This window comes from Pseudomonas sp. GW821-FHT02B10, from assembly GCF_059421865.1.
Map to the genome: position 1 here is coordinate 44,507 of NZ_JBWKVU010000003.1, position 22,358 is coordinate 66,864.

At 64.9% G+C, this 22,358-nt stretch carries 20 protein-coding genes and 1 pseudogene; 10 read left to right on the forward strand and 11 right to left on the reverse strand.

Annotation, left to right across the window (positions count from 1 at the left end):
- Window positions 1–361 precede the first annotated feature (361 nt).
- Together AC07VU_RS07675 and AC07VU_RS07680 are read left to right on the forward strand one after the other, a co-directional pair.
- A complete protein-coding gene (locus tag AC07VU_RS07675) occupies window positions 362–1,960 on the forward strand; it encodes a collagen-like triple helix repeat-containing protein (protein WP_495029679.1) in 1,599 nt (532 codons plus the stop codon).
- 198 nt (window positions 1,961–2,158) lie between these two features.
- Window positions 2,159–3,829: a ShlB/FhaC/HecB family hemolysin secretion/activation protein gene (locus AC07VU_RS07680; protein WP_495029680.1), complete on the forward strand. Its 1,671-nt coding sequence runs from the start codon at window positions 2,159–2,161 to the stop codon at window positions 3,827–3,829.
- 63 nt (window positions 3,830–3,892) lie between these two features.
- Here the strand turns inward: AC07VU_RS07680 and AC07VU_RS07685 are convergent.
- From AC07VU_RS07685 to AC07VU_RS07695, 3 genes and pseudogenes are all read right to left on the reverse strand, one after another.
- A pseudogene (locus tag AC07VU_RS07685) lies at window positions 3,893–4,273 on the reverse strand (autotransporter outer membrane beta-barrel domain-containing protein); the annotation flags it as partial.
- Window positions 4,274–4,279: 6 nt separating this feature from the next.
- Window positions 4,280–4,693 (reverse strand): response regulator, encoded by a 414-nt coding sequence (locus AC07VU_RS07690; RefSeq protein WP_457275559.1) that lies wholly within the window; start codon window positions 4,691–4,693, stop codon window positions 4,280–4,282.
- Between the two features lie 68 nt (window positions 4,694–4,761).
- Window positions 4,762–4,995, reverse strand: coding sequence for a Flp family type IVb pilin (locus tag AC07VU_RS07695; protein ID WP_101336736.1), 234 nt, complete (start codon window positions 4,993–4,995; stop codon window positions 4,762–4,764).
- A 322-nt stretch (window positions 4,996–5,317) separates the two neighbouring features.
- On the opposite strand from AC07VU_RS07695, the gene cpaB reads away from it, so the two are divergent.
- The 6 genes from cpaB to AC07VU_RS07725 are packed head-to-tail and all read left to right on the forward strand — an operon-like array spanning window position 5,318 to window position 10,688.
- A complete protein-coding gene (cpaB, locus tag AC07VU_RS07700) occupies window positions 5,318–6,256 on the forward strand; it encodes a Flp pilus assembly protein CpaB (protein WP_493185783.1) in 939 nt (312 codons plus the stop codon).
- 20 nt (window positions 6,257–6,276) lie between these two features.
- Entirely contained in the window at window positions 6,277–6,435 is a 159-nt protein-coding gene (locus AC07VU_RS07705; RefSeq protein WP_495029681.1) for a hypothetical protein, read from the forward strand.
- Window positions 6,432–7,622 (forward strand): CpaE/TadZ family protein, encoded by a 1,191-nt coding sequence (locus tag AC07VU_RS07710; RefSeq protein WP_087092537.1) that lies wholly within the window; start codon window positions 6,432–6,434, stop codon window positions 7,620–7,622. Before AC07VU_RS07705 ends, AC07VU_RS07710 begins: the two co-directional genes overlap by 4 nt.
- On the forward strand, window positions 7,619–8,893 hold the full coding sequence (locus AC07VU_RS07715) for a TadA family conjugal transfer-associated ATPase (protein ID WP_495029682.1): 1,275 nt from the start codon (window positions 7,619–7,621) through the stop codon (window positions 8,891–8,893). The genes AC07VU_RS07710 and AC07VU_RS07715 overlap by 4 nt, the downstream gene beginning before the upstream one ends.
- Before the next feature lie 18 nt (window positions 8,894–8,911).
- Window positions 8,912–9,796, forward strand: a complete 885-nt coding sequence (locus tag AC07VU_RS07720; RefSeq protein ID WP_495029683.1) for a type II secretion system F family protein — start codon at window positions 8,912–8,914, stop codon at window positions 9,794–9,796.
- Window position 9,797: 1 nt separating this feature from the next.
- Window positions 9,798–10,688 carry a type II secretion system F family protein gene (locus AC07VU_RS07725; RefSeq protein ID WP_495029684.1) on the forward strand — a complete coding sequence of 297 codons (891 nt, stop codon included), beginning with the start codon at window positions 9,798–9,800 and terminating at the stop codon, window positions 10,686–10,688.
- A 97-nt stretch (window positions 10,689–10,785) separates the two neighbouring features.
- On the opposite strand, the gene AC07VU_RS07730 is transcribed toward AC07VU_RS07725, so the two are convergent.
- Window positions 10,786–11,574: a response regulator transcription factor gene (locus AC07VU_RS07730; RefSeq protein WP_495029685.1), complete on the reverse strand. Its 789-nt coding sequence runs from the start codon at window positions 11,572–11,574 to the stop codon at window positions 10,786–10,788.
- 121 nt (window positions 11,575–11,695) lie between these two features.
- Window positions 11,696–12,166, reverse strand: a complete 471-nt coding sequence (locus AC07VU_RS07735; RefSeq protein ID WP_102680528.1) for a prepilin peptidase — start codon at window positions 12,164–12,166, stop codon at window positions 11,696–11,698.
- A 75-nt stretch (window positions 12,167–12,241) separates the two neighbouring features.
- Here AC07VU_RS07735 and AC07VU_RS07740 point away from each other — a divergent pair, with 75 nt between their 5' ends.
- Window positions 12,242–12,688: a TadE/TadG family type IV pilus assembly protein gene (locus AC07VU_RS07740; protein WP_495029686.1), complete on the forward strand. Its 447-nt coding sequence runs from the start codon at window positions 12,242–12,244 to the stop codon at window positions 12,686–12,688.
- Window positions 12,685–15,453: a PAS domain-containing sensor histidine kinase gene (locus tag AC07VU_RS07745; RefSeq protein WP_495029687.1), complete on the forward strand. Its 2,769-nt coding sequence runs from the start codon at window positions 12,685–12,687 to the stop codon at window positions 15,451–15,453. The genes AC07VU_RS07740 and AC07VU_RS07745 overlap by 4 nt, the downstream gene beginning before the upstream one ends.
- Here AC07VU_RS07745 and AC07VU_RS07750 read toward each other — a convergent pair.
- The 6 genes from AC07VU_RS07750 to pbpC all read right to left on the reverse strand — a co-directional run bounded on the left by AC07VU_RS07750 (window position 15,438) and on the right by pbpC (window position 22,174).
- On the reverse strand, window positions 15,438–17,363 hold the full coding sequence (locus AC07VU_RS07750) for a TadG family pilus assembly protein (protein ID WP_495029688.1): 1,926 nt from the start codon (window positions 17,361–17,363) through the stop codon (window positions 15,438–15,440). The two genes, AC07VU_RS07745 and AC07VU_RS07750, sit on opposite strands and share 16 nt — an antisense overlap.
- Window positions 17,364–17,520: 157 nt before the next feature.
- Window positions 17,521–18,078, reverse strand: a complete 558-nt coding sequence (locus AC07VU_RS07755; protein ID WP_495029689.1) for a DUF4136 domain-containing protein — start codon at window positions 18,076–18,078, stop codon at window positions 17,521–17,523.
- Between the two features lie 41 nt (window positions 18,079–18,119).
- A complete protein-coding gene (locus AC07VU_RS07760; RefSeq protein WP_087092542.1) occupies window positions 18,120–18,731 on the reverse strand; it encodes a DUF4136 domain-containing protein in 612 nt (203 codons plus the stop codon).
- 12 nt (window positions 18,732–18,743) lie between these two features.
- Window positions 18,744–19,493: a methyltransferase gene (locus tag AC07VU_RS07765; protein WP_007928683.1), complete on the reverse strand. Its 750-nt coding sequence runs from the start codon at window positions 19,491–19,493 to the stop codon at window positions 18,744–18,746.
- Window positions 19,493–19,795 carry a MazG-like family protein gene (locus AC07VU_RS07770; RefSeq protein WP_007928682.1) on the reverse strand — a complete coding sequence of 101 codons (303 nt, stop codon included), beginning with the start codon at window positions 19,793–19,795 and terminating at the stop codon, window positions 19,493–19,495. Before AC07VU_RS07770 ends, AC07VU_RS07765 begins: the two co-directional genes overlap by 1 nt.
- A gap of 66 nt (window positions 19,796–19,861) precedes the next feature.
- Window positions 19,862–22,174 (reverse strand): peptidoglycan glycosyltransferase PbpC, encoded by a 2,313-nt coding sequence (pbpC, locus tag AC07VU_RS07775; protein ID WP_495029828.1) that lies wholly within the window; start codon window positions 22,172–22,174, stop codon window positions 19,862–19,864.
- Window positions 22,175–22,358 lie beyond the last annotated feature (184 nt).

Consider the following 22,358-nt stretch of genomic DNA (forward strand, 5'->3'; position numbering starts at 1 on the left):
AAAAAAAGCCAGGCTGCGGATTATAAGGCAAGTTGACGCCAAATCCGTGGCGGGGCCGCCAGGCAATTAATTGTATATATATAACTTTCGTTGGCGCGACCTAAGAGCCTTCACTTAAAAAACACAACATACTGATTAATAACACCTTTTAAAAAACATATTCGCTTGGCACACCTTTGGTATTAGTCCCTCCGCAGGAGCAAAAACAGTCAATATATAAGTTGTTAATACCAACTTGAGAATGGTGAAAAAAAGTACTTGGACCTTTTATAGCGACTACGGACGAAAACATCTCCAGCAACAGAACTGGAGAGTTATCGAAGACAACAAAACGTTGTAACAGGTGCAAGGAATCTCACTCATGAAAACTCAAGTCTGGTTGAAAACAAGCACAGCGCTGGCCCTGATCCTGGCCCTCGGCCTGACCGGTTGCAGCAGCGGCGGTGGCGGCCACAAGAGCAGCTCCGGCAGCTCCTCGCCCGACAGCGCGGCAGGTACCGACAGTGGCTCTGGCGGCTCCGGCGATGGTTCGGGCGGTGCCGGCGGCACCGCAGGCACTGGCGGGACCGGCGGAATCGATGGCGGCACTGATGGTACAGGCGGGATCGGCGGCGGAACCGCAGGGACGGGAGGTACTGGCGGGACCGGAGGTACTGGTGGAGGCACTGGTGGCGGCACCGATCCGACCAACCCAACGGATCCGACCGACCCGACAACCCCCACCACTACCCCGTTGGTCACCTCGACCCTGGTGTCCGACCTCGGCACCACCATCAGCGGCGTCGGTGACGGTGTCAGCACCCTCAGCAGCGCGCTGGCTCCGCTTCCGGTAGTCGGCGGGGTCCTGCAAAGCGCGGTGAACACTTCCGGCAATGTGGTCGACACCGTAGGCGATGGCCTGACCAATGGCCTCGGCCAACTGGGCAGCGATCCACAGGCCTTGAGCAAGACCACGGCCATAGTCGGCAACGTGGTGTCGGACGTCGGCGATGGCGTCTCGGACATCAGCGGCAAGCTGGCCACCAGCACCAGCAGCATTCCCCTGGTGGGCGGCGTGGTCACCCGGGTGGCGCCGGTACTCGACGGCGTCGGCGACAAGGTCAGCATGCTCGGCGACACCCTCACCACCGTGACCAGTAGCGGCCCCCTGGGGACAGTGACAGACAAGGTGGGCAACAACCTGCTGGTGCCGGTCGTCACCCTGGCAGAAGGCCTGACCGGCAAGGTGGTCAGCGCCACGGGCCTGAGCGCTCCGGTCGGCGGCCTGATCAACAAGGTGGCAACGACCGTCGACGGCCTGGGCGACAAAGTCACCGCCACGGGCAGTGGCAACACGCTGACCAATACCCTGGGCGGCACCCTGAACAATGTCGCCACCACCATCGGCAATACCAGCAGCCTGACGACCGCCCCGAGCACCGGCGGTGGAACCATCGGCGGCACCGGCCTGCTGGAAACCGTCGGCGGTGCGGTGGTCAACCTGGGTACCGGCTTGAATGCCGGCAACACCAACACCCTGGTCAGCGCCACAGGGGTAAGCACAGCCTCGGTCGGCAACGTCGTAGCCTCGGTGGGTGGAGCCCTGGGCGGCACGGGTGTGGCCAATGTCGGCGCCACTGCGCCACTGGCCGGTGTCGGCGCCACGGTCGGCGCAGCGTTGAACCCGGTCACCACGACCGTCACCGGCCTGACCCAGCAAGTGGGCGCCACGACCGGCACCGGCACACCCATCGCCGGCCTGCTCACCCAGGTAGGCGGCGCCGTCAGCACGGTAGGCACCACCCTCACCGCCAGCGCCCCCAACCCTGTGGTGAGCACCGTCGGCCAGACCGTGAACACTCTGGGGACCACGGTCACCTCGGTCGGGACCCTGGTCGACGGTGGCACCACTGGCGGCACCACGGGCAGCCTCGGTGGTGTGCTCGGCGGGCTGACCGGAACCCTGAGCGGCACCCGATAAGCGTTTTGCACCTGGCCGATTCGACGGCCCTACCTACAGCGCCTACGCTTGGTTGGAGACGAGGGATTCGATTGAGTCTCTCGTCTTTTTCTTGCCTGGAGCATGACGGTTGCAGTCCTTGATCAAGGCCAAGACCCTGACAAGCGCCGCCGACTGAAGTACCTCTCGCGTTGCTGCGACTTGACCATGGAGTGTCCTATGCGCGCTTTGGCTCCCTTGCTGTTAGTCTCGCTTTGCTCATACGTCCACGCCGAAAACCTTCCCAGCTTTCTCAATAGCAACGAAACCATCCGCAACCTGCCGGTGCCCAACCTGCCGGCCGACGCCTACCGCCCCACGACCCCGGCGCCCAAACTGCCCCCCCCCACGGAACCCCAGGCCCAGCCCCTGATGATGGGCACCACAGTCAACGTCAGCACCGTGCAGATCGAGGGCGGCACCCTCTATCCGCTGAGCGAGCTGGCAGAGATCTACAAGCCGCTGATCGGCCATGCAAGCACCCTGGGGCAACTGATCGAAGCCACCCGGGAAATCACCCGCCGCTACCAGCAGGACGGCTACCTGTTGTCCTATGCGTTCCTGCCGCAACAGAGCTTCGACCAGGGCACCGTGCGCGTGGTCCTGGTGGAGGGCTACATCAAGGACTACCAGCTGCAGGGCGATATCGGCCCGGTCTCGGCCTACCTCGACAAACTGGTGGCAAAGCTCAAGGCCGAACGGCCGCTGACCCGCAAGACCTTCGAGCACTACACCACCCTGATGAGCCGCATTCCCGGGGTCACCCTGCAAGCCCAGGTGCCGCCACCGGGAACCACCGACGGCGCGGCCTACCTGATTGCCCAGGCCAGCCGCAAACCCTTCACCAGCAACCTCAGCGCCACCGACGACAACCGCAATGGCCTGCAAGCGCTGCTCGCGGTCAGCAGCAACTCGCAGACCTCCATGGGCGAGCAGGTAACCCTCAGCGGCCTGTTCCCGCCGGGGGACGATCACGAGCACTACTACCGCCTGGACTACAACCAGTTTCTCAATGACGAAGGCACCCAGCTGAGCCTGTACGGCACGCGCTACCGCGCCGACCCGGGGACCAATGTGCGGCTCGACAACGGCCTCGAACTCAAGCCCCATCGGGAGAACGATCGCTACTCCATAGGCTTGAGCCACCCGGTCATCGCCGCGCCCAACGAGCTGCTGATCCTGGGTTCGCGCCTGTATGCGGTCAACGACAAGACCCGCTATCAAGTGGTGGGTTATCCGCAGAGCGTCGAACTGAAAACCGACATTCGCGCCCTGGCCTTCGAGGGCGACTGGCGCAAGGCCAACGCACGCCAACTAAGGATTCTCAGTGCCGGGGTGTACCAGGGGCTGGACGCCCTGGGCGCGAAGACCAACGACAACCTGTACGACCTGGACTTCTTCCGCGTGCGCCTGTCCGGCGTGCAGAGCGACAAGTTCTTCGACAACTGGCAAGGGGTGCTGTCGGCGGCCCTGTACTGGAGCCGCGACAACCTGCCCGACAGCGAGCGCGCGGTGTTCGGCGGGCAGAACTTCGGCCGTGGCTACCCCGACGACCAGGCGTCCGGCGACAAGGGCTGGGGCGCGGCCTACGAGGTGAACTACAGCTTCAATCGCGAAGACCGCTGGCTGCGAATCCTCCAGCCGTACGTGGTGCTGGATCGCTCGCGGACCTGGTTCAACGAACTGCCGGTCCAGGGCAACGACCTGTCATCGGCCGCCGTCGGCCTGCGCTTTGGCGACGCCAAGTACTACAACATCTCCCTCGAAGCGGCCAAGCCGATGTCCGATGAAGCCCTGGACACCCACAACCGGCGCCCGCGCTACACCCTGAGTTTCAGCTACCAGCTGTAAAAAGCCCCTCAAGCCAAACGAAAACGACCCGCTCCAAGGCGGGTCGTTGTGTTCAGGCGAGCATCAGAAGTCGTAGCGCACCTTGGCGGTGAAGGTGTCAGCAGAGAAGTCGGTCTTGGTCAGGTAGTTGTACGAACCGCCCAGGCTCCAGGCACCGACGCGATAGGTCGCGCCCAGGCTCGTTTCATAACTGTCGCGTACCGGCGATGCGCCGCTGGTGGTGAATGGCGTGCCCCCCAGGACAAAGGTCGAGGTGGTGTTGGCCCTGTCGGCGATGAAGTCGTGCCAGGCCATGACCCTGGCTTCCGGCTCCAGGCTGCCCCGGCCCAGATCGAACGCGGCGGCCAGGCGCGCGCCAATGCCCAGCTCGCCCACTTCATAACGCTGGCTGGCGACATTCAAGGCCGCCGAGCTGCCTTTTTCGCGATACGAATCGATCATCACGCAGGTTCAGGGATTGACCAGATGGATACGTGGCAGCGGGAACAGCGTGTTCAGGGTTTCCAGCAGGCGCACGTGATAGATGGGTTTGCGGAACAGGTCCAGCACTTGCAGGCGCAGCAGGTCGCTGACGTCATCCATGTCGGCATGCCCCGAGGTGACGATCACCGGCAGGTGCTGGCGGGAGGTGTGATCGCGCAGGCGCCTGATCAGCGACAGGCCACTCTCCTCCGGCATGCGCAGGTCGGTGATGACCAGCGCGATGTCCGGGTGTTGAGTGAGATGGGCCAGGGCGAGCTTGACCGAGGTCGCGGTGAAGCAGCAAAAGCCTTCACCTTCCAGCAATTCGGCGAGCTCGAGCAGCGCGTCCTCTTCATCGTCCACGAGAAGAAGCTGCTGACGTGGAAACGAAGAGGCGCTCATGGGCAATACCTGAAAGTGACTGAATACCGATGGGTATCGACGCCTCGATAAAGCCTTGAGGACCGGTGTTACGGGGTACTAGGAGCAGCAGCGCTAGTGTCGCCCTCCAACGCCCCTTGCAAAGTCGTGAAGGTGGTGGTGATAGCGCTTGAAATGTCAGGTACGAATGCCGCAATGGCCACGGCCACCATACCGGCGATAAGTGCGTACTCGATCCCTGACGCGCCCTCGTTATTCTTGAGGAACCGCAGGAGCCGGGAGGCCAGAAGGGTGATCCATTGGGTAGCGAGAATGAAGAACATCTAGTTTCTCCTCAATGCATCGGGTGTTGCAGCGTTGCAACATGATTCCCCTGTGCCACCACAGCATTGTCAACAAAATTCCAGCCAACAACTGTAAGAACGAATTAATCATTAAGTATTAGCTCGTCTCTTTGACGTCAAAAAAAACGCGACATCAGACAGGGCACGGATGAGCCAAGTTATTTTCTCGACAGTAATGGCGTTTTGTTGCAGCTGTTCTACCTTCAAATAGCGAAATAGTTGCTTGTTCATAGCTGCCTGATTGCGAAATTGACTCATTGGATGTGCGAGTCGGTAATGCAGCGGGAAAGGGAGAGCCGTCATGAACAGTCGTATCACTATGGGGTTGGCTGGGGTGTTTCTGGTGGGGGCTCTCATTGCCGGTTACTGGGGCCTGGCATTGAGTCGCCGGCCCGCAGCGCAACCTGTAGCGCAGCCTTCCCCCGACGCCGTGCAAACCGTCACCGCTTCCGCCGAAGATGCGACACGCCAGCCCGTCGCGGTGCTGGTACGCGACATACCTCCGTTCGTTCCCATCAAGGCCGGCGATGTCACGCTGGAGCGGCTGCGCACCGCGCCCGCCGGCAGCCTCAAAAGCCTCGATCAAGTCATCGGACGCACGCCATGGCGGGCGTTGCCCGCGGGGACCTGGCTGAGCGAGGAAAGCTTCGAAGCCGGGGGCAGCGTGGCCCGCATGATCCGTGCCGACGAGCGCGCCCTGGCCGTCGCGGTAGACGAAGTCATCGGCGCCAGCGGGCAACTGAGCCCTGGCGACTACGTCGATGTGCTGCTGTTCCTGCGCCAAGACAGCAACAACCTGCTGCCCTCGGCCCAGGTCGTGGTGCCGGCCCTGCGGGTGCTGGGCATTGGCGAGCAACTGGGCCTGACCAACGATGGCAAGCCGGGCTCGCCGCCCGCCAGTGCCGAGGAAAAACTCAAACAGGATCAGCGTCGCCTGAACGCGCGCAGCGTGTTGCTGGCCGTCCCGGAACCCTTGCTGAGCCGCTTGATGCTCGCGGCTCAAGCCGGCGTTCTGCGCCTGGCGGTACGCAGCGCCGACGAGAAACGCCTGGCGCATTACTGGGCCGGCGAAAAAAGCGCGTCGAAGCATCTGCAAAACGCCGATAGATCCTTGATCCAGTTCAACCAGTTGGCCCTGTCCACACCCTCTCCCTCCACCACCAGAACGTTCGACGCCACATCGCGTCGCGCCCAAATAGAAGTCATACGCGGCATCGAAGCGAGCCAACAAACACCCTGATCATGCAAGGACACCTCTTCATGTCCAATGATTCCCCACCCCTGTTCCAAGGCCTGATCCGGGCCCTGATGTCGAGCGGTGTACCTGCCGAGGGCGAGGCACCGCTGTGTAAGCACGACCCGAACGGGTACTCCCTGGAAAACCGCAACTTCAATCAACGCAGTGGGCTATCGCAATGAGCCAGAACCTGAGCCAGACCTTCCTCGCGATCACCCGCAACGGCACCGACCTGGAATGGCTGCAAGGCGCCCTGGCGCCACTCGGGCAGGTGGTCAGCGCTGGCAGCGGCAGCCTCGACGAATTGCTGGCACTGGTGGATGTGACATTCGCCAGCCTGGTCTTCGTCGGCCTCGATCGCGAGCATGTGGTCACCCAGTCGGCGTTGATCGAGGGCGCGCTGGAGGCCAAGCCGATGCTGGCCATCGTCGCCCTGGGCGACGGCATGGACAACCAACTGGTACTCAACGCCATGCGCGCCGGGGCCCGCGACTTCGTGGCCTACGGCTCGCGCTCCAGCGAGGTGGCCGGCCTGGTACGGCGCCTGAGCAAACGCCTGCCCCAGGTCACGCCGAGCACCCAACTCGGCGGCCTGACCGTGCTCTACGGCACCCAGAGCGATGCCGATGGCGCCCTGCTCGCCAGCCATCTGGCGCTGGTGGTACAGAAGAGCGGCCAGCAGACGCTGTTGCTCGACCTCGGCCTACCGCGCGGCGACAGCCTGGCGCTGCTGGGGCTGGAAAGCTCGTTCCACTTCGGCGATGCCTTGCGCCATCTGCGGCGCCTGGATGCGACCCTGATCGACAGCGCCTTCACCAGCACCGAAGCCGGGCTGCGGATCCTGGCCTATGCCGGCCATGACGAGCCTCTGGAACGCACCAGCGCCGCCGAGTTGTACATGCTGCTCAGCGCCCTGCGCCAGCACTTCCAGCACATCGTGGTGAACCTCACCGGACAACCGGACAGCGAAGCCCTGCGCACCTTCGTCGGCCATTGCGACAAGTTGCTCTGGTACACCGACCAGAGCGTGCTCGACTGCCGCCGCAACCTGGCGGTGCTCAATCTCTGGCGTGAAAAAGGCATGAAGCTGGAACACGCCCGCCTGCTGGTCGACCGCTACCTGCGCGGGGTCGCTCCGGATGCGGAAACCCTGGGCAAGACCTTTGCCCTGGAAGTGATCGCGGTCCTGGCCTATAGCCCCGAGGTACGCCTCAACGCGAAAAACCAGGGCGTCACGCTGTTCGAACTGGCCCCCCGCGAAGGCCTGACCCAAGCCCTGAAGACCCTCGGCGAGCGCCTGGCCAGACGCTCCCAAGGGCTGCCCACGGCGAAGCCCGGCTGGTTCGAGCGCCTCAGGGGAAGTCGATGAGCAGAGAAAAACTTTTCGGCGCCCAGTCCCACAGCCCGGTCGGCAACACCGATCACGAGGGCCTGAAACTGGTGCTGCATCGCTACGTCATCGACGCCATCGAAGAGTCGGGGAAAAACCTGCTGGAAGGTTCGCGCCAGTCACTGGCGCACTTCATTACCGACAAGGTGGCCGAATACATCTCGCGCCTGCACCTGGCGATCTCCCGCTATGAAATGGAGCGCCTGGCCGAAGAACTGGTGGACGAGCTCACCGGTTTCGGCCCACTGGAAGTCTTGCTACGCGATCCGGCGGTGACCGAGATCCTGGTCAACGGCCCGCACCGGGTGTTCGTCGAGCGCGATGGCGTGCTGCACCAGAGCGACCTGCGTTTCATCGACGCGCACCATGTGGAGCGGGTCATGCAACGCATCCTCGCGCCCCTGGGCCGACGCCTCGACGAGTCTTCGCCCATGGTCGATGCACGGATGCCCGACGGCAGCCGGGTCAACGCGATCATCCCGCCGATCGCCCTCGACGGCCCTTGCCTGTCGATCCGCAAATTCCGCAAGGACATGCTCAAGAGCAGCGACCTGATGGCCATGCAGACCATCGACCAGGCGATCTTCGAATTCGTCCAGGAGGCCGTGGGCAAGCGTTGCAACATCCTGATCAGCGGCGGCACCGGCACCGGCAAGACCACCCTGTTGAATATCCTCAGCCAGTTGATCAACCCTCACGAACGGCTGGTGACCATCGAGGACGTGGCCGAACTGCAACTGGGCCATCCCCATGTGGTGCGCCTGGAAACCCGTCCGCCGAACGCCGAAGGCCATGGCGAGGTCAAGGCCAGCGATCTGATCCGCAACGCCCTGCGCATGCGCCCGGACCGGATCATCCTCGGCGAGATCCGTGGCGTCGAAGTGCTCGATGTGCTGACGGCGATGAACACCGGCCACGACGGTTCCATGAGCACCGTGCACGCCAACAATGCCCAGGATGCCCTGCTGCGCCTGGAAACCCTGGTGGGTCTGACCGGGCGCCAGGTGGCCGAACGCACCCTGCGGCAGATGATCTGCGCGGCCCTGGACGTGGTGATTCAGCTGACGCGCCTGCCCGATGGCCGGCGCTGCGTCAGCGAAGTGGTGGAAGTGGTCGGCGTACGCGAAAACATTTACGTCACCAACACCCTGTTCCGTCTGAACCGACGTAGCGGTTTCGGCTTTCTGCGCGAAGCGGCCAACCCCGCTGGCGACAAGCTGCGACGCGACGCCGACCTGCCCGTCAACTGAGCCAGGGAGCGCCACCGCATGTTAGGTCCCGTGCTGCTTGCCCTCCTGTGCCTGACCCTGCTGGGGCTGTCGGGCTGGATGTTCTACAGCGGCCTGCGCCAGGCCCGCACTGCCCGGGTGCTCGACCGCCTGGCCCAGGGGCAACCGCAACCAAGCGAGGAAAAGACCTCGTGGATCCGGCTCGAAAGGGCCTTTCTGCGCGCGGGCCTCGGTCGTCCCACCGAACGCCTGGGGCTATGGCTGGTGGTCTGGGCCCTGGGCTGCATGCTCGGGTATGGGTTGGGCAAGTGGCCGGGGCTGCTCGCCCTGCTCGTCGCACCGCCTGTGCTGCTGCGCCTGTATATCAGCTGGCTGTACCGGCGGCGCCTCAAGCGCATGATCGAGCAGCTGCCGCCCTTGCTCGACCATGCCGTGCGCAGCCTCAAGTCGGGACGCACCCTGGCCGACGCGGTGCTGGGCGGCATCGAGGCCGCCGACAATCCCTTGAAGCACGCCATGGGCCGGGTCCAGCGCAACGTGTTGCTGGGGGTCAACCTGCCGGATGCGGTGGCGGACTTCGCCGAATTGTACGAGCGCGATGAACTGCGCCTGTTCGCCCTGGGGCTCAAGGTCAACCACCGCTATGGCGGCAATGCCAGCGAGCTGCTGGAAAACCTGATCAAGCTGATCCGCGAGCGCGACCAGGCCGCCCGGCAACTGCGCGCGATGACCGGCGAAACCCGTATCACGGCGATGGTCCTCGCGGCCCTGCCGGTGTCATTGGCCGGCTATTTCCTGATAGCCAACCCGACCTACCTGATGAGCATGTGGAACCAGAGCGGCGGCCGGATGATGCTGCTGGCCGCCTTCGGTTTGCAGGTCATGGGCTGCGCGCTGCTGTGGCGCATGCTGCGGAGTGTTTGACATGACGGCCTTGCTGATCAGCGCACTGTTGTTTCTCGCGGCCATGCTGCTGGTGCTGGGCAACTGGCTGGAACAGCGCCGACGAACGCGCCAGGTGACCGAGCGCCTGCAGGGGCACCTGGCGCGCGACAACACTCTCGGCAACTGGCTGCACGTGCTGGGCGACAGCAAGATCGGCCAGCACGCGGTCAGGCTCGACGATGAAACCCAGTTGCTGCTCAACCGCCTGGGCTGGCGCAGCGCGCGGCAACGCTCGCTGTTCGCCGCCTGCCAGATCGGCGCACCGATTCTCGCCCTGGGCCTGACCCTGGTGATCCAGGGGGCGTTTTTCCCGGCGGCGAAAAACCACTGGGCCGCCCCGCTGTTCGCCCTAAGCCTCGGTTACCTGTTGCCCAAACGTCTGTTGGCCATGGCCGCCGGCAGGCGGCAGAAACAACTGGCGGTCGATATCTCCACCTTCATTCCTCTGGTGCGCATCCTGTTCGAATCGGGCATGGCGGTGGAACAGGCCCTGCGGGTGTTGAGCAAGGACGCGCAGAAACTGCTGCCGGCCCTGACCCAGGAATTACGCATGGTGCTGGCCCGGGTGGATTCCGGCCTGGAACTGGGGGACGAACTGAACAAGTCCGCGCGGCTGCTGGCCGTCGATGAGTTCACCGACACCTGCGTGATCCTTCAACAGTTGATTTACCAGGGCGGCGGGGCAATGAAGTCGTTGCAGTCGCTCAAGCTGCTGCTCGATGACCGGCGCCTGACGCGCCTGCAGGAATACATCTCGAAGATGTCGGCGAAAATGTCCGTCGTGATGATGCTGTTTCTCTTCCCGGCGTTACTGATCGTCCTGGCCGGACCTGGCGTCAGCGCCATTGCCCGGGCTTTCGCCCACCAATAGAAGGACGCAGCGGCCTGCACTGCGCGGCAAAAGCCGGCCGGCATGCGCAGCAAACCCTCGCTCGCTACTGCTGGGGTTTACTGCGTGGCGGGAGGCGTCAGTGGGCGGTCACGCGCTGGCGCAACCCCGAGTTGCTCGGTGCCAGCGCCAATGCCAGTTGGGTACGGTTGTGCATATGGGTCAGGCGCAGCACCTGGGACACGTAGAGCTTCACGGTGTTTTCCGTGATCCCCAGTTCACAGGCGATCTGGTAGTTGGTCTGCCCCTTGCCTACCAGGCGGGCCACATCCAGTTGCCGGGGCGACAGCTGATTGAAGATCGCCGGGATTTCGATCTGCTCCGCCTCGCCGCCCTGGTCCGACGCCTGCGTCGTCGGTGGCGCGAGTGGCGCGCGACGTACTTTGTCCAGATCCTGGTAAAGATCGTCAATGGATTCGGAAAGGAACTGCAGCTTCTGGTTCAGGTGCCCCAGCTGCAGGTTTTTCTGCCGCTCCTGCAACGCTTCCTCCTGGCGTTGCAGACCGGCCAGCAGCTCATCGAGGTCGATCGGTTTCTGGTAGTAATCGGCGATGCCGGCGCGCAAGGCCTTGATCACATCCTGCTTGTCGGCCTGGCCGGTGAGCATGATGGCCTCGAAGACCCGATGCTTGCCGGCGAGACGCTGCAGCTCCTGCACCAACTGGATGCCATCGAGATCGGGCATGTGCAGGTCGCACAGTACCAGGCCGATTTCGGCATCTTCATTGAACTGCTGGATCGCCTGGCGGCTGGACTCACAAGGGACGCAGCGATAACCGCTGCCTTCAAGAAACTCGCAAAGCTCTTCGACTATCAACGGCTGGTCGTCGACCACGAGTACTTTGATGCGGGATATAAGCTTGTTCACGCGCAACTCCATGCCTGGCAAGCCCAAGACGAATGTTCCTGCCCTGCCGCGTCCACTTCGGGCAGGTACAGAATAAACGTAGACTACTTTCCGACTATGTACATAGAGATAGGCGGCACGACTAGCGGGCCCACAGCAGGGTCAGGGCCATGCCGACCAGGACGAAAGGGGCAAAGGCGTACTTTTGCCCCTGCCGCGGATCGAGGTATCGCAAGGACCTTGCCAGCGGTTGGTCGGCCGCGGGCAACAGCCTGGGCGCGAGCAACCACCACAGGCCGCTGGCCAACGCGGCACCGATGAAGGTACCCAGCAGGTGCAGGGGGTCGGACGCCAGCCCCAGGGCCGCCAGGAGCTTCACGTCGCCGCCGCCCATCCGGCCCAGCACATAGCCCGGCACGGTCAGCAGCAACGCCAGCAACAGCGCCCTGCCCCCCTGCACCGCGTCGGCGCCCAGCCAGGTGTTGCCGGCCCACAGCAAGTACCCCAACGCCAGCAGCGCGACACCCAGGGTCAAGCCGTTGGCGAGATGACGCTGGCGGATATCCTGCACCGCGCACAGCCCCAGCCAAGCCAATAGAATCCAATGCTGCATCGGTTAAAAAACATCCCTTCTGGCTGAATGATTCTATGCTGACTTGACCTACTAGCAGTCAGGGTAGACGCCGCCGTGAAAGTCGACCTGCCAGAAAAACAAAAAGGTGCCGTGGCCATCGAGTTCGCCATGGTCTTCATCATTTTTTTCGCCGTGTTTTATGCCCTGGTCAGCTACAGCGTGCCGCTTTTGATGGTGCAGTCCTTCAATAAGGCCACTGCCGAAGCGGTGCGGCGCAGCGTTGCCCTGGACCCCGCCACGCCCGGCTATGACGCCGCCCTGATAGCACGCGCGAAGAACACCTTGCGCGAGCAACTGACCTGGATTCCGCAGGCTTTCAACTTCAATACCAACAACGCCAGCGATGCCACCGTGACTTACGCGGGTGGCCTGCTCACGGTCCGTGTCCACTACTCCACCGACAAGCTCAGACAGGTCATCCCCTTCCTGGTGCTGCCGGGCCTGGGCAGCGTGCCCGCCCTGCCCGCGAACCTCAGCGCCCAGTCGAGTCTGCAATTTTGAGCTCGGGCGACAAACTCCTCGGGCGCTTTCTCGGCCGGACGACGCCCCAGGCGCTTCCTCCCGCGCCGCCCCTGGCCACGCCCGGGGTCGGCCTGCTGGTGCACCTGGACCACAACGCCCAGGTGCTGCAAATGACCGGTCCGCTGCGCCACGCCCTGGCCCAGCCGCCGGCCGCCGAAGGGCCGGCGCCGCTGCTGGACTACCTGCTGGCGCACAGCGCGCTGAGTGTCGAAGGCAGCCCTGGCGACTGGCAGGGGCACATGCTCGACCTGGACTTCCATGGCGCCGGCGGGCAAACCCTGCACCTGCGCGGCTGGGTGCAACCGTCCACCCAAGGCTGGCTCCTGCACCTGCTGGACATCGGCGACCTGTTGCTGGAACGCCAGCAGGCGCAGCAACGCCAGGACTGCCAGCAGTTCGCCGTGCAGATCAGCGAACAGCTGCGCCTGTGCAGCCTCTTTCGCCTGCCCGAGGTGCTGCATGAGCAACTCCATGCCCTGGCCCAGCACTGGCATATCCCCTGCCTCGCCCTGGCGCTGCTCGACGACCTGGAACAGGGCTGGTACATCCATGGCCTGTATCAGGCCGCCGATGCACCGCAGTTGTGGCACAAGGGCCAGGTCCTGGGCACCGGGCTGGACAGCCTGAACGGCAATGCCCCGCAGTCGCTGATCTTCACTCAAGGCCTTGGCGAGCATCCGCGCCTGCAACGTGCGTTCGGCAGCAGCGAGGGCTTTGTCGTGCCCTTTCGCGACGATCACGGTGTCGCGGCCTGGCTGCTCTGCGGCTTCTACCCGGTACGCCAGCAGGCACCGCAGTTGAGCGAACGGGACTGGCTGCAATTGAGTGCCGCCCTGGCCGGCCCCTTGCTCGGACGCTTGCGCGAACAGCAGCACCATCACCAGCTGGAGCGCCTGGAGGCCTTGCAAGGTTTGCTCGGCACCGGTTGGTGGGAGTTGTTCGCGCAGGACAACGAGATCCAGCTGGCGCCGCAGCTGGCCCTCAACCTGCTGCTGGAACCCCAGACCCGGCGCCTGTCGCTGCAGGCCTGGCTGGCCCTGATCCACCCCGCCGATCGCCAGGAACTGAGCAGCCGCCTGCAAGAGTTGCGACAGGGCAAACCGCTGCTGCTCTGCGTACGGTTGCAGCGGGCCGACCCGCACCTGCCGGCCATCTGGTACCGCCTGCAGGGGCAAGCCCTGGGCATTGGCCAGAACCAGCGCTTCGTCGGTTTCATGCTGGACATCAGCGACATCAAGAACCAGGAGCAGCAGGCCGCCGCGGCCCACGCCCGGCTGGACAACCTGATCGCCCATTCGCCGGCGGTGATCTATGTCCAGCGCTATGTCGAGGGTGCGCTGCAGCCGACGTTTTTCAGCGACAGCCTGCAGCCGTTGCTCGGCTGGACCCTGAACGACTGCAAGGACGGCGCACTGGCGGAACGGGTGCATGCCGACGACCGCGACCGCTACTTCGAGCGCAACCGGCAACTGCTGCGCGAAGGCGCGGTGCGCAGCCGCTACCGCCTGCTCGACAGCCGTGGCGCATACCACTGGGTGCTCGACGAGGCCAGGCTGCTGCGCGACGACCTGGGCATGCCGGTCGAAGCCGTCGGCCTGTGGCTGGACGTCACCGACGCCACCCTGGCCGCCGAGCAGATACGACTCAGCGAGGAGCGTTACCGGATCCTGGTGGAAGACTCCCCGGCGATGATCTGCCGCTACCTGCCCGACCTGACCCTGACCTTCGGCAACCGGCCCCTGGCGACCTACCTGGAATGCCCACCCGAACAACTGGCCGGAGCCAACCTCGGTGACTGGCTGTCCGCCGAACAACACGCCGCCTTCGTGCAGCGCATCCGCCAGCTGACCCCGGAATTCCCGGTCAGCACCGCGGAAATCAACCTGCAACTGCCGGGGCGCGAACATGCCTGGTGGGTCTGGTCCGACCGCGGGGTGTTCGACGAGCAAGGACGCCTGCGGGAGATCCAGGCCGTCGGCCGCGACAACACCGAAGTCCGCCGCTCCCAGCTGCAACTCATGCAAAGCGCGAAGATGGCCACCCTGGGCGAAATGGCCACCGGGCTGGCCCATGAAATCAACCAGCCGCTGAATGTGATGCGCATGGCCATCATCAACGTGCTCAAGCGCCTGAACAACGGCGACGTGCAACTCGACTACCTGCAGGACAAGCTCAAGCGCATCGATGCCCAGGTCCAGCGGGCCGGCCGGGTGGTGGACCATATGCGGGTGTTTGGCCGCAGCTCGGAGATCGAGCAACAACCTTTCGATCCGGCCCAGGCGGTGGAAGGCTGCCTGTCGCTGCTGGCCGACGGCATGCGCGGCAAAGGTGTTGAATTGCGTGTCACGCCAATCGACTTCAACGTGCAGGTGCGGGGCCATGTCGACCAGCTTGAGCAAGTCTTGATCAACCTGCTGGTCAATGCCCGGGATGCGCTGCTCGGCCGGCGCGAGCAGGATCCGGACTTGCGGCCCTGGATCGCCATACGCGCCGAATATGACCCGCAGCGGGTGCGGCTGCTGGTCGAAGACAATGCCGGCGGCATCGACCCGCGCCTGCTGGGGCGCATCTTCGAGCCGTTCTTTACCACCAAGCCGGTCGGCGTGGGCACCGGCCTGGGGCTCTCGGTGAGCTACGGCATAGTCGAGAACATGGGCGGGCGCCTGAGCGTGAGCAACACCGGCGAAGGCGCCTGCTTCTGCATCGACCTGCCGTTGGTACAGACCGATCAGATCACCAGATAGGCCCGGCCGGTTTGGCCGCAGGTGAGGTTGGCGCCCACCTCGACCTTGCTCAGATCGATGCCCAACACCGCCAGGACATTGTTCAGCAATGGGTCCAGCAACGGGCCGAGCAAGGCGCCGATAGCCGTGGCCAGCAGGCCGACTACGGTGTTCAACGCCGACAGCAAGGTATTGAGCACCACCCCGAGCAGGCTGCCGATGCTGGGCGGATGCTCAATCAGAGTGATGCCGGTCAGCGACGCGCGCAGGCTGCTGACCACATTGGAGGCGGTCACGCTGTGCCAATCGTCGTCCGCCAGTTCCTGCTTCATTTTCGGCGGATTGACGAAGGTGAAATTCGGCTCGTGGGTACCGGCGACCGATGTGTCGATCATCAACTCGCTGCCACCACCGGCAAACGAGACGCGCGCCCCACAAGGGCCAAGCAGCCCCTGGCAGGTCCTCGCGCCGATATCCACCAGAGGCAACGGGCTCACGCTGACTTGAGCGGTCGAAGACGCCCAGTTGCTGGCGTCCACTCGACCGACCTTGAGCTTGACCGCGGAGGTGGTGGTGTCGACGGAAAGACTGTTGTCGCTGTCGCTGACGCAGGTATAGCCGGTGACATGACTGTCGCCGGCCGCCACTTCGAGGCTGACATCCAGGTTCGCGCCGTTCGGCAGGATCAGCAGGTCAGTCTTTACACAGGGGCCACCGAGCACACAGCTGAGATTGGCGCTGAGCACCGTATTGAGCGTGACCACCACCGGCGACAGCAGGGCATTCACCGCCTGCAGCACGCTGTTGATCAGCGAGAGATCCACCGTCAGCAACGCCCGCACCTGAGCGGTACGTACATAGATGCGATTGGGTCCCAGCGGGTCGACGGCGGCCAGTTCCGGGTTGCCAATGGCGAACTCGGGAGGTGAAACGATCTTGACCCGGGTGGTGACGCCCGCCAGCCCCAACACACTCACCGGCAGCTCGACCGCCGCGGCGCTCTGGCTGCTGGCCAGTTGCAGGAACGCCTCGACCAGGCTCAGCAATTGGACGCTGGCATCCAGCCCGGAGTCCGCGGTGCCGGTCTGCAACTTCAACAGGTCACCCAGTTTCACCGGGGCCGTATTGATCGCAGCGGCCTTGATGCTGCCCAGGGCCGTCAGGACCTCGGCGGTGGCGCCGTTCTTCTGGGCCACGCTGATGCTGGTCTGGAGCAGTTGGGTGACGTCGGTATCGACGTCGAGCAGTTCGCTGTAGTTTCCGGCGCTCACATTCAGGTCGACGGCCAGCTGCTTCAGGTAACCGAGCAGGCTGATGTCGGTATCGACCAGGCCCTGCCAACCGAGCAGGCTGACATTGATCGCGCTACCCGCGAGGCCGCTGAGGGCGCCGTTCAACAGATTGAGGTCGACCAGCGTGCTGCGAATCGTCAATTGCGCCAGCGGTGGCTTGGGTTGAGCTGCTACCGCCGTGGCACTCAACGAGGTCGTGGTGCTGACGGGATTGTCGGAAAACAGATTGGTTACGCCGAGGGCGATGCTGGTGGGCACCGCTTCACTGACCACCACTCGGATGGCGCTGGCCTGGCTGGCGTTGGGGCTGAAGGTGCGCAGGTTGTCGGCACCGGTCTGCAGCGAGCCACAGGTGGCTGTCAGCGGTCTGTCGTCTCCCACCGCAAAGCCGTTGCGCACCGCGCTTTCTCTTGCAAATACCGCCGCGCTGCCCCCCGCCAGGCAATTGCCACCCCGCGCCACCGCCTCCAGCGCAGCGTTATCGGCCACCCGCTGCAACTCACGCTGATCCAGGTACAGGCGCCCGCTGTCGACCACCACCAGGGTGCACAACACCGCCGTGCCCAGCGCCAGCGCCCCTATCAGACCAATAGCGCCACGCTGCCGAGCCGGTCCGGAAAACTGCGTGCGGGAAAACATGGAGCACTCCTTTGCCGGCGCACCGCCGGGCGCAACCTCCGCTGGGTGAAAGGAGTGTAGTCAAGGCTGGAATACAACGCTGGCGACTTGCCAGCGCTGTGTTTGGGCATGGGGCAAGGGCCCGTGCAGCCCCCGCCCCGTGGTGGAATGCAGCAACTTACCTGGGCGGATAGTTCGCCAGGATCCGGCCGACGGTCTCCCTGATCGCCGTGCTGCGATCGGCGGGGTTCGGCGTGCTGCTGAGTATCTGCTCGTCGCTGCCGCGCCACACCAGCCTGCCGTCCTTGCCATCGAGCAGGTCGATCTGGATGGTGGCGACCTTGTAGGTGATGTTGCGGGTTTCGTTGTACATCGGCGCGCCCCAGTAGCCGTTCCACGGGCCACCCCAGCCGCCACCGTAATTGGTGGTGACCTGTTGCTGGCGGTTCTCGACGATCAGGTAGGTCTGGACGTTGAGATCGGCCTTTTTACCCGCCGCGGCCGGACGCAGGCCGCGCTGGTCGAGCTGATCGCTGACGGCCTGGCGGATGCGCTGCTCGGTGAGGTCGCTCTTGATCCGCGGATCGTCGGGGCGGTATTGCAGGGCGGGTTCCTTGAAGCTCCAGCTGCGATAGGCCGCGAAGTCGCGGCTGGCGTCGAAGTCATGGTTGACCTGGTTGGCGGCGCAGGCGCTGAGCAGCGCGGCCAGGGCCAGTAAAGCAAGAGGGCGGAACATGATGTTTCTCCAGAAGAGCAAATGCACCTGAAGGGATGTCGCTAACTAGGAGGATACGCCGCCATGGCCTTTTCCACAGCCTCGCGCAGCGCATCGGCGCGCTCGCTCAGGCTGCCCTGGCTCGAGGTTTCCGCGCTGGCGCTCCACACCGGCTGGCCACTGCTAGCGTCGAACAGGTTGACCCGTACCACCACGACTTCTACCTCGTAGGTACGCACCACCGGCACTGTGTTGTACATGCCATAGCCGGGGCCGTAGCGGTTGTAGCCATAACCGCCGTAACCGTAGCCGTAGTCGTCCTGCACCTGGCGCAGGCGTTTTTCCAGGTGCAGGTCGGCGCTGACCCACAGGTCCGCCGGACGGTTGTCGTGCAGCGGGCGCAGGCCGCGCTGGTCGAGAGCGTTGCTGACCGCCTCGGCGACCTGCGCCGAATCGGCCCAGGCCGAGCCATTGGGCAGGCGCCCGTTGCGCCAGGCCCAGCTGCGATAGCGCCCATAGTCGCGCTGGGGCGCTGGGTAGGCGCTGCGGTCGAAGGTCCCGGCCGCCTGTGGCGGTGCCGGCGGCAGTGGATTGGAACTGGCGACATAGGGGTTGGGGCTCTGGCAGGCCGCCAGCCCCAGGCACAGCACAAGCAAACCAGCGTGGCGTTTCATTTCGAGCTCCGCTCAGACCGGACGACAAATCCAGTGCAGGTAACGCCCAAGCCCGGCAAAGCTTGGGTGACGACGATGGGCCAACTCCATTTCCAACAGGTCCAGCAACTCGGCGCGGGCCTGGAATTCCACCGGCATGTAGTCATGGAAAACCCGTACCCCGCTCTGGGTTTCGACCCGCCACAAACCGTCGAGTTGCGCCGCCAGTTCCCGCGGATCGAGGGGCTGTTGCGGGGTCAGGCTCTGCTTCTCGCCGGCCATGTCGTTCTTGCGCATCTTGCGAAAGTGGCCCTTGAGCAGGTTGCGATAGATCAGCGCATCGCGGTTGTAGAAGGCCAGCGACAGCCAGCCGTCCTGGGTGGTCAGTTGATGCAGCACCGGCAGGATCGCGTGGGGCTCGGCCAGCCATTCCAGCACCGCATGGCACAGCACCAGGTCGTAGGGTTCGGTGAGCTGGCCCAGCAGGTCCTGCCAGGGCGCCTGGATAAAGGTCGCCTGCTGGCCGGCCTCGGCGAAACGCTGGCGGGCACCCTCGAGCATCGGTTCGGCCGGTTCGGCCAGGGTCACCTGATGGCCACGCTGGGCCAGCCACAGCGACATATGCCCCAGCCCGGCGCCGATATCCAGCACCCGCAGCGGGCGGTCCGGCAAGGCTTCGGCCAGGTCGGCCTGGAGCACCGCCAGGCGGATCGCGCCCTTGGCGCCGCCGTAGATCTTTTCGGCGAAACGGGTCGCCAGCTGGTCGAAATGACGGTCGCTCATCAGCCGAACCGCCGTTCGCTGTCGGCCAGCTTACTGCGCACCACCTGCTCCAGGTCCAGGCCCAGTTCGCTGCACAGCAGCAACAGGTACAGCACGATGTCACCGACTTCCTGGCCGGCATGGGCCAGCTTGTCGGCCGGCAGTTGCCGCGACTGGTCTTCGCTCAGCCACTGGAAGATTTCCACCAGCTCGGCCATCTCCACGCTGGCGGCCATGGCGAGGTTCTTCGGGCTGTGAAATGGCCGCCAGTCATTGCGGTCGCGAATGGCGTGCAGGCGTTGGGTCAGTTCGTCTAGGTTCATCGGGGTCTCCTGAAGGCGTATAGCTTCGGGGGGATGGCGAATGAAGGCAAGGCCCGCACCGCCCCCTCAATCGATAACGCTGAACTCGACCCGCGCCGTCTGCCCGCCTTCGTCCAGCACGCTGAGTTGATATGGCCCCAACCGTTCGAAGCTGGCGTTGATGCTGTCCTGGTTGGCACTCTCGCCCAGCGGCTCGCCGTTGACGAACCACCAGCGCCGGCCGCTGCCGCCCAGGGCCGACAGCTTGAGCCGCAGCAGGTCCTGGCTGGCCGCCGGGCGGCGCAAGCGATCACCCTCGCGCACGCCGACGATGGACAACGGCGCCGCTGCCGCCAGGGCTGGCCCCGGGCACTCCGGGTCGTTGGCCGGCAGGCGCGCTTCACGCCGTTCGATGCGCGGCAGCCAGGGCTCCAGCGGCGCCGGCCACAGCGCGATATCCCGCGCCTGTGCCCCCGGGCACTTGGCGTCGACCCGCAGGCCCTTGGCATTGACCCAGACTTTTTCCAGCAGGCCGACGCCCAAGGGTTGATCCGCCGCCTGCAAGGTCGGCGGCGTGGTGCCGTCCAGGGTCCAGGCGAAACGCTGGCGGCGGCAGTTCGGATCGCTGCGGCTCATGGGCTGGCCCAGGGGCCAACAGATCGCCGCCACCCCGACATTCATCGGCACCGGCTGCACCGGTGCGCTGATGCCGCGCTGGCTGTCGCGGTTGATCAGCACATCGTGCACTTGCAGCATCAACGGCGCCGCCGAAGCCAGGCCGAACTGCCCCGGCACCGGGGTGCCGTCCGGGCGGCCGATCCAGATGCCTACCAGGTAGCGCGGCCCGACGCCAATCGCCCAGGCGTCGCGAAAGCCGTAGCTGGTGCCGGTCTTCCAGGCCAGCACCGGGCGCTGTACCAGCTCAGCCCGCGGGTCGCGGTCCGGGCGCGCCTGGCCGCTGAGAATGCGCCGCACGATCCACGCCGAACCGGGGGACAGCAAGGGCCGCTCGCGCAACTCATCGTCCGGTTGCAGGCGGATGCTGGCGCTCTTGCCGCCACGGGCGAAGGCGCTGTAGCCGCTGACCAGATCCTCCAGGCGGCTGCCGGCACCGCCGAGAATCAGCGCCAGGTTCGGTTCCGCCAGCGCCGGCAGGGTCAGCGGCATGCCGCCGATGCGCATCTCGGCGGCAAACCGTTTCGGCCCGTAGGCTTCCAGCAGTTGCACCGCCGGCAGGTTCAGCGAGGTGGCCAGGGCGGTGCTGGCCGACACCGCGCCGCTGAAGCCCATGGAAAAGTTGCCCGGCCGGTAGTCGCCATACCGCCGTGGCACGTCCTGCAGCAGCGATTCGGAATGGATCAGCCCGGCATCCAGCGCCATGCCATAGAGGAAGGGCTTGAGGGTCGAACCCGGCGAGCGCATGGCGCTGATCATGTCCACATGGCCGAAGCGCCGGGCGTCGTTGATATCCACCGAGCCCAGGTAGGCGCGCACCGCCATGGTCTGCGCCTCGACCACCAGGATCGCCGCCGAGGTGTGTTCCGGCAGGCGCGCGCGCCAGCCCAAAAGCAGGTCTTCCAGGCGCCGTTGCAGGTTGGCGTCCAGGGTGGTGCGGATCAGCGGTGGGCTGTCCGGGCGGTTCAGCCGGCGCGCCAGCAGGGGCGCCAGGCTCGGCTCCAGCCGCGGCGCCAGCAACAGGGGTTCCTGCAAGGCTTCGGCCACCGCCGATTGCGGCCAGACCTGGAACTGCGCCAGGCGCTGCAACACCTTGTCCCGGGCCGCCTGTGCCCGCGTGGCATGCCGGTCCGGGCGCAGCCGGCTCGGCGCCTGGGGCAGTACCGCCAGCAGCGCCGCTTCGGCGTGGGTCAGGTGCTGCGGCGACTTGCCCAGGTAAGCCCAACTGGCCGCGGCCACCCCTTGCAAGGTTCCGCCGAACGGCGCGCGGTTGAGGTAGAGCGTGAGAATCTGCTGCTTGCTCAGGTGCCATTCCAGCTGCGCGGTGCGCCACAGCTGGCGCAGCTTGCCGTGCCAGGTTCGCGAGTGAGGATCGAGCAGGCGCGCCACCTGCATCGACAGGGTGCTGCCGCCGGACAACACCCGCCCGCCCGTGAGGTTCTGCCAGGCGGCACGCGCCAGCGCCATCGGGTTGACCCCGGGATGGCTGTAGAACCAGCGGTCTTCGTAGGTCAGCAGCGCGTCCAGGTAATAGGGCGAGACTTCGTCGGTGCGCACCGGATAGCGCCAGACGCCATTGGCATCGGCAAAGCGCCACAGTGGCGTGCCATCCTCGGCCAGCACCACCCGCGCCAGATCATCCTTGGGCAGCGGCAACGGCCAGATGCGGTCGGCCAGCCAGAGCCCGGCCCATAGCAGCAACAGGCCGCCCAGCACGGCCCGCAGGATGCGCCAGCCTCGGCGACCGCTTGGTTGCGGCGATGGCAAGCCGGGCGACTGTGCCTGGCCAAATATTCGCCACCAAAAACTGCGCAGGCGCGATGCAACTAATCGAAAAATCAAACCCGCGAACCTCTATGCTTGGAACGGAACTCGCCAGCGCGATTGATGGCCAAAGGCTCAGGTCTGG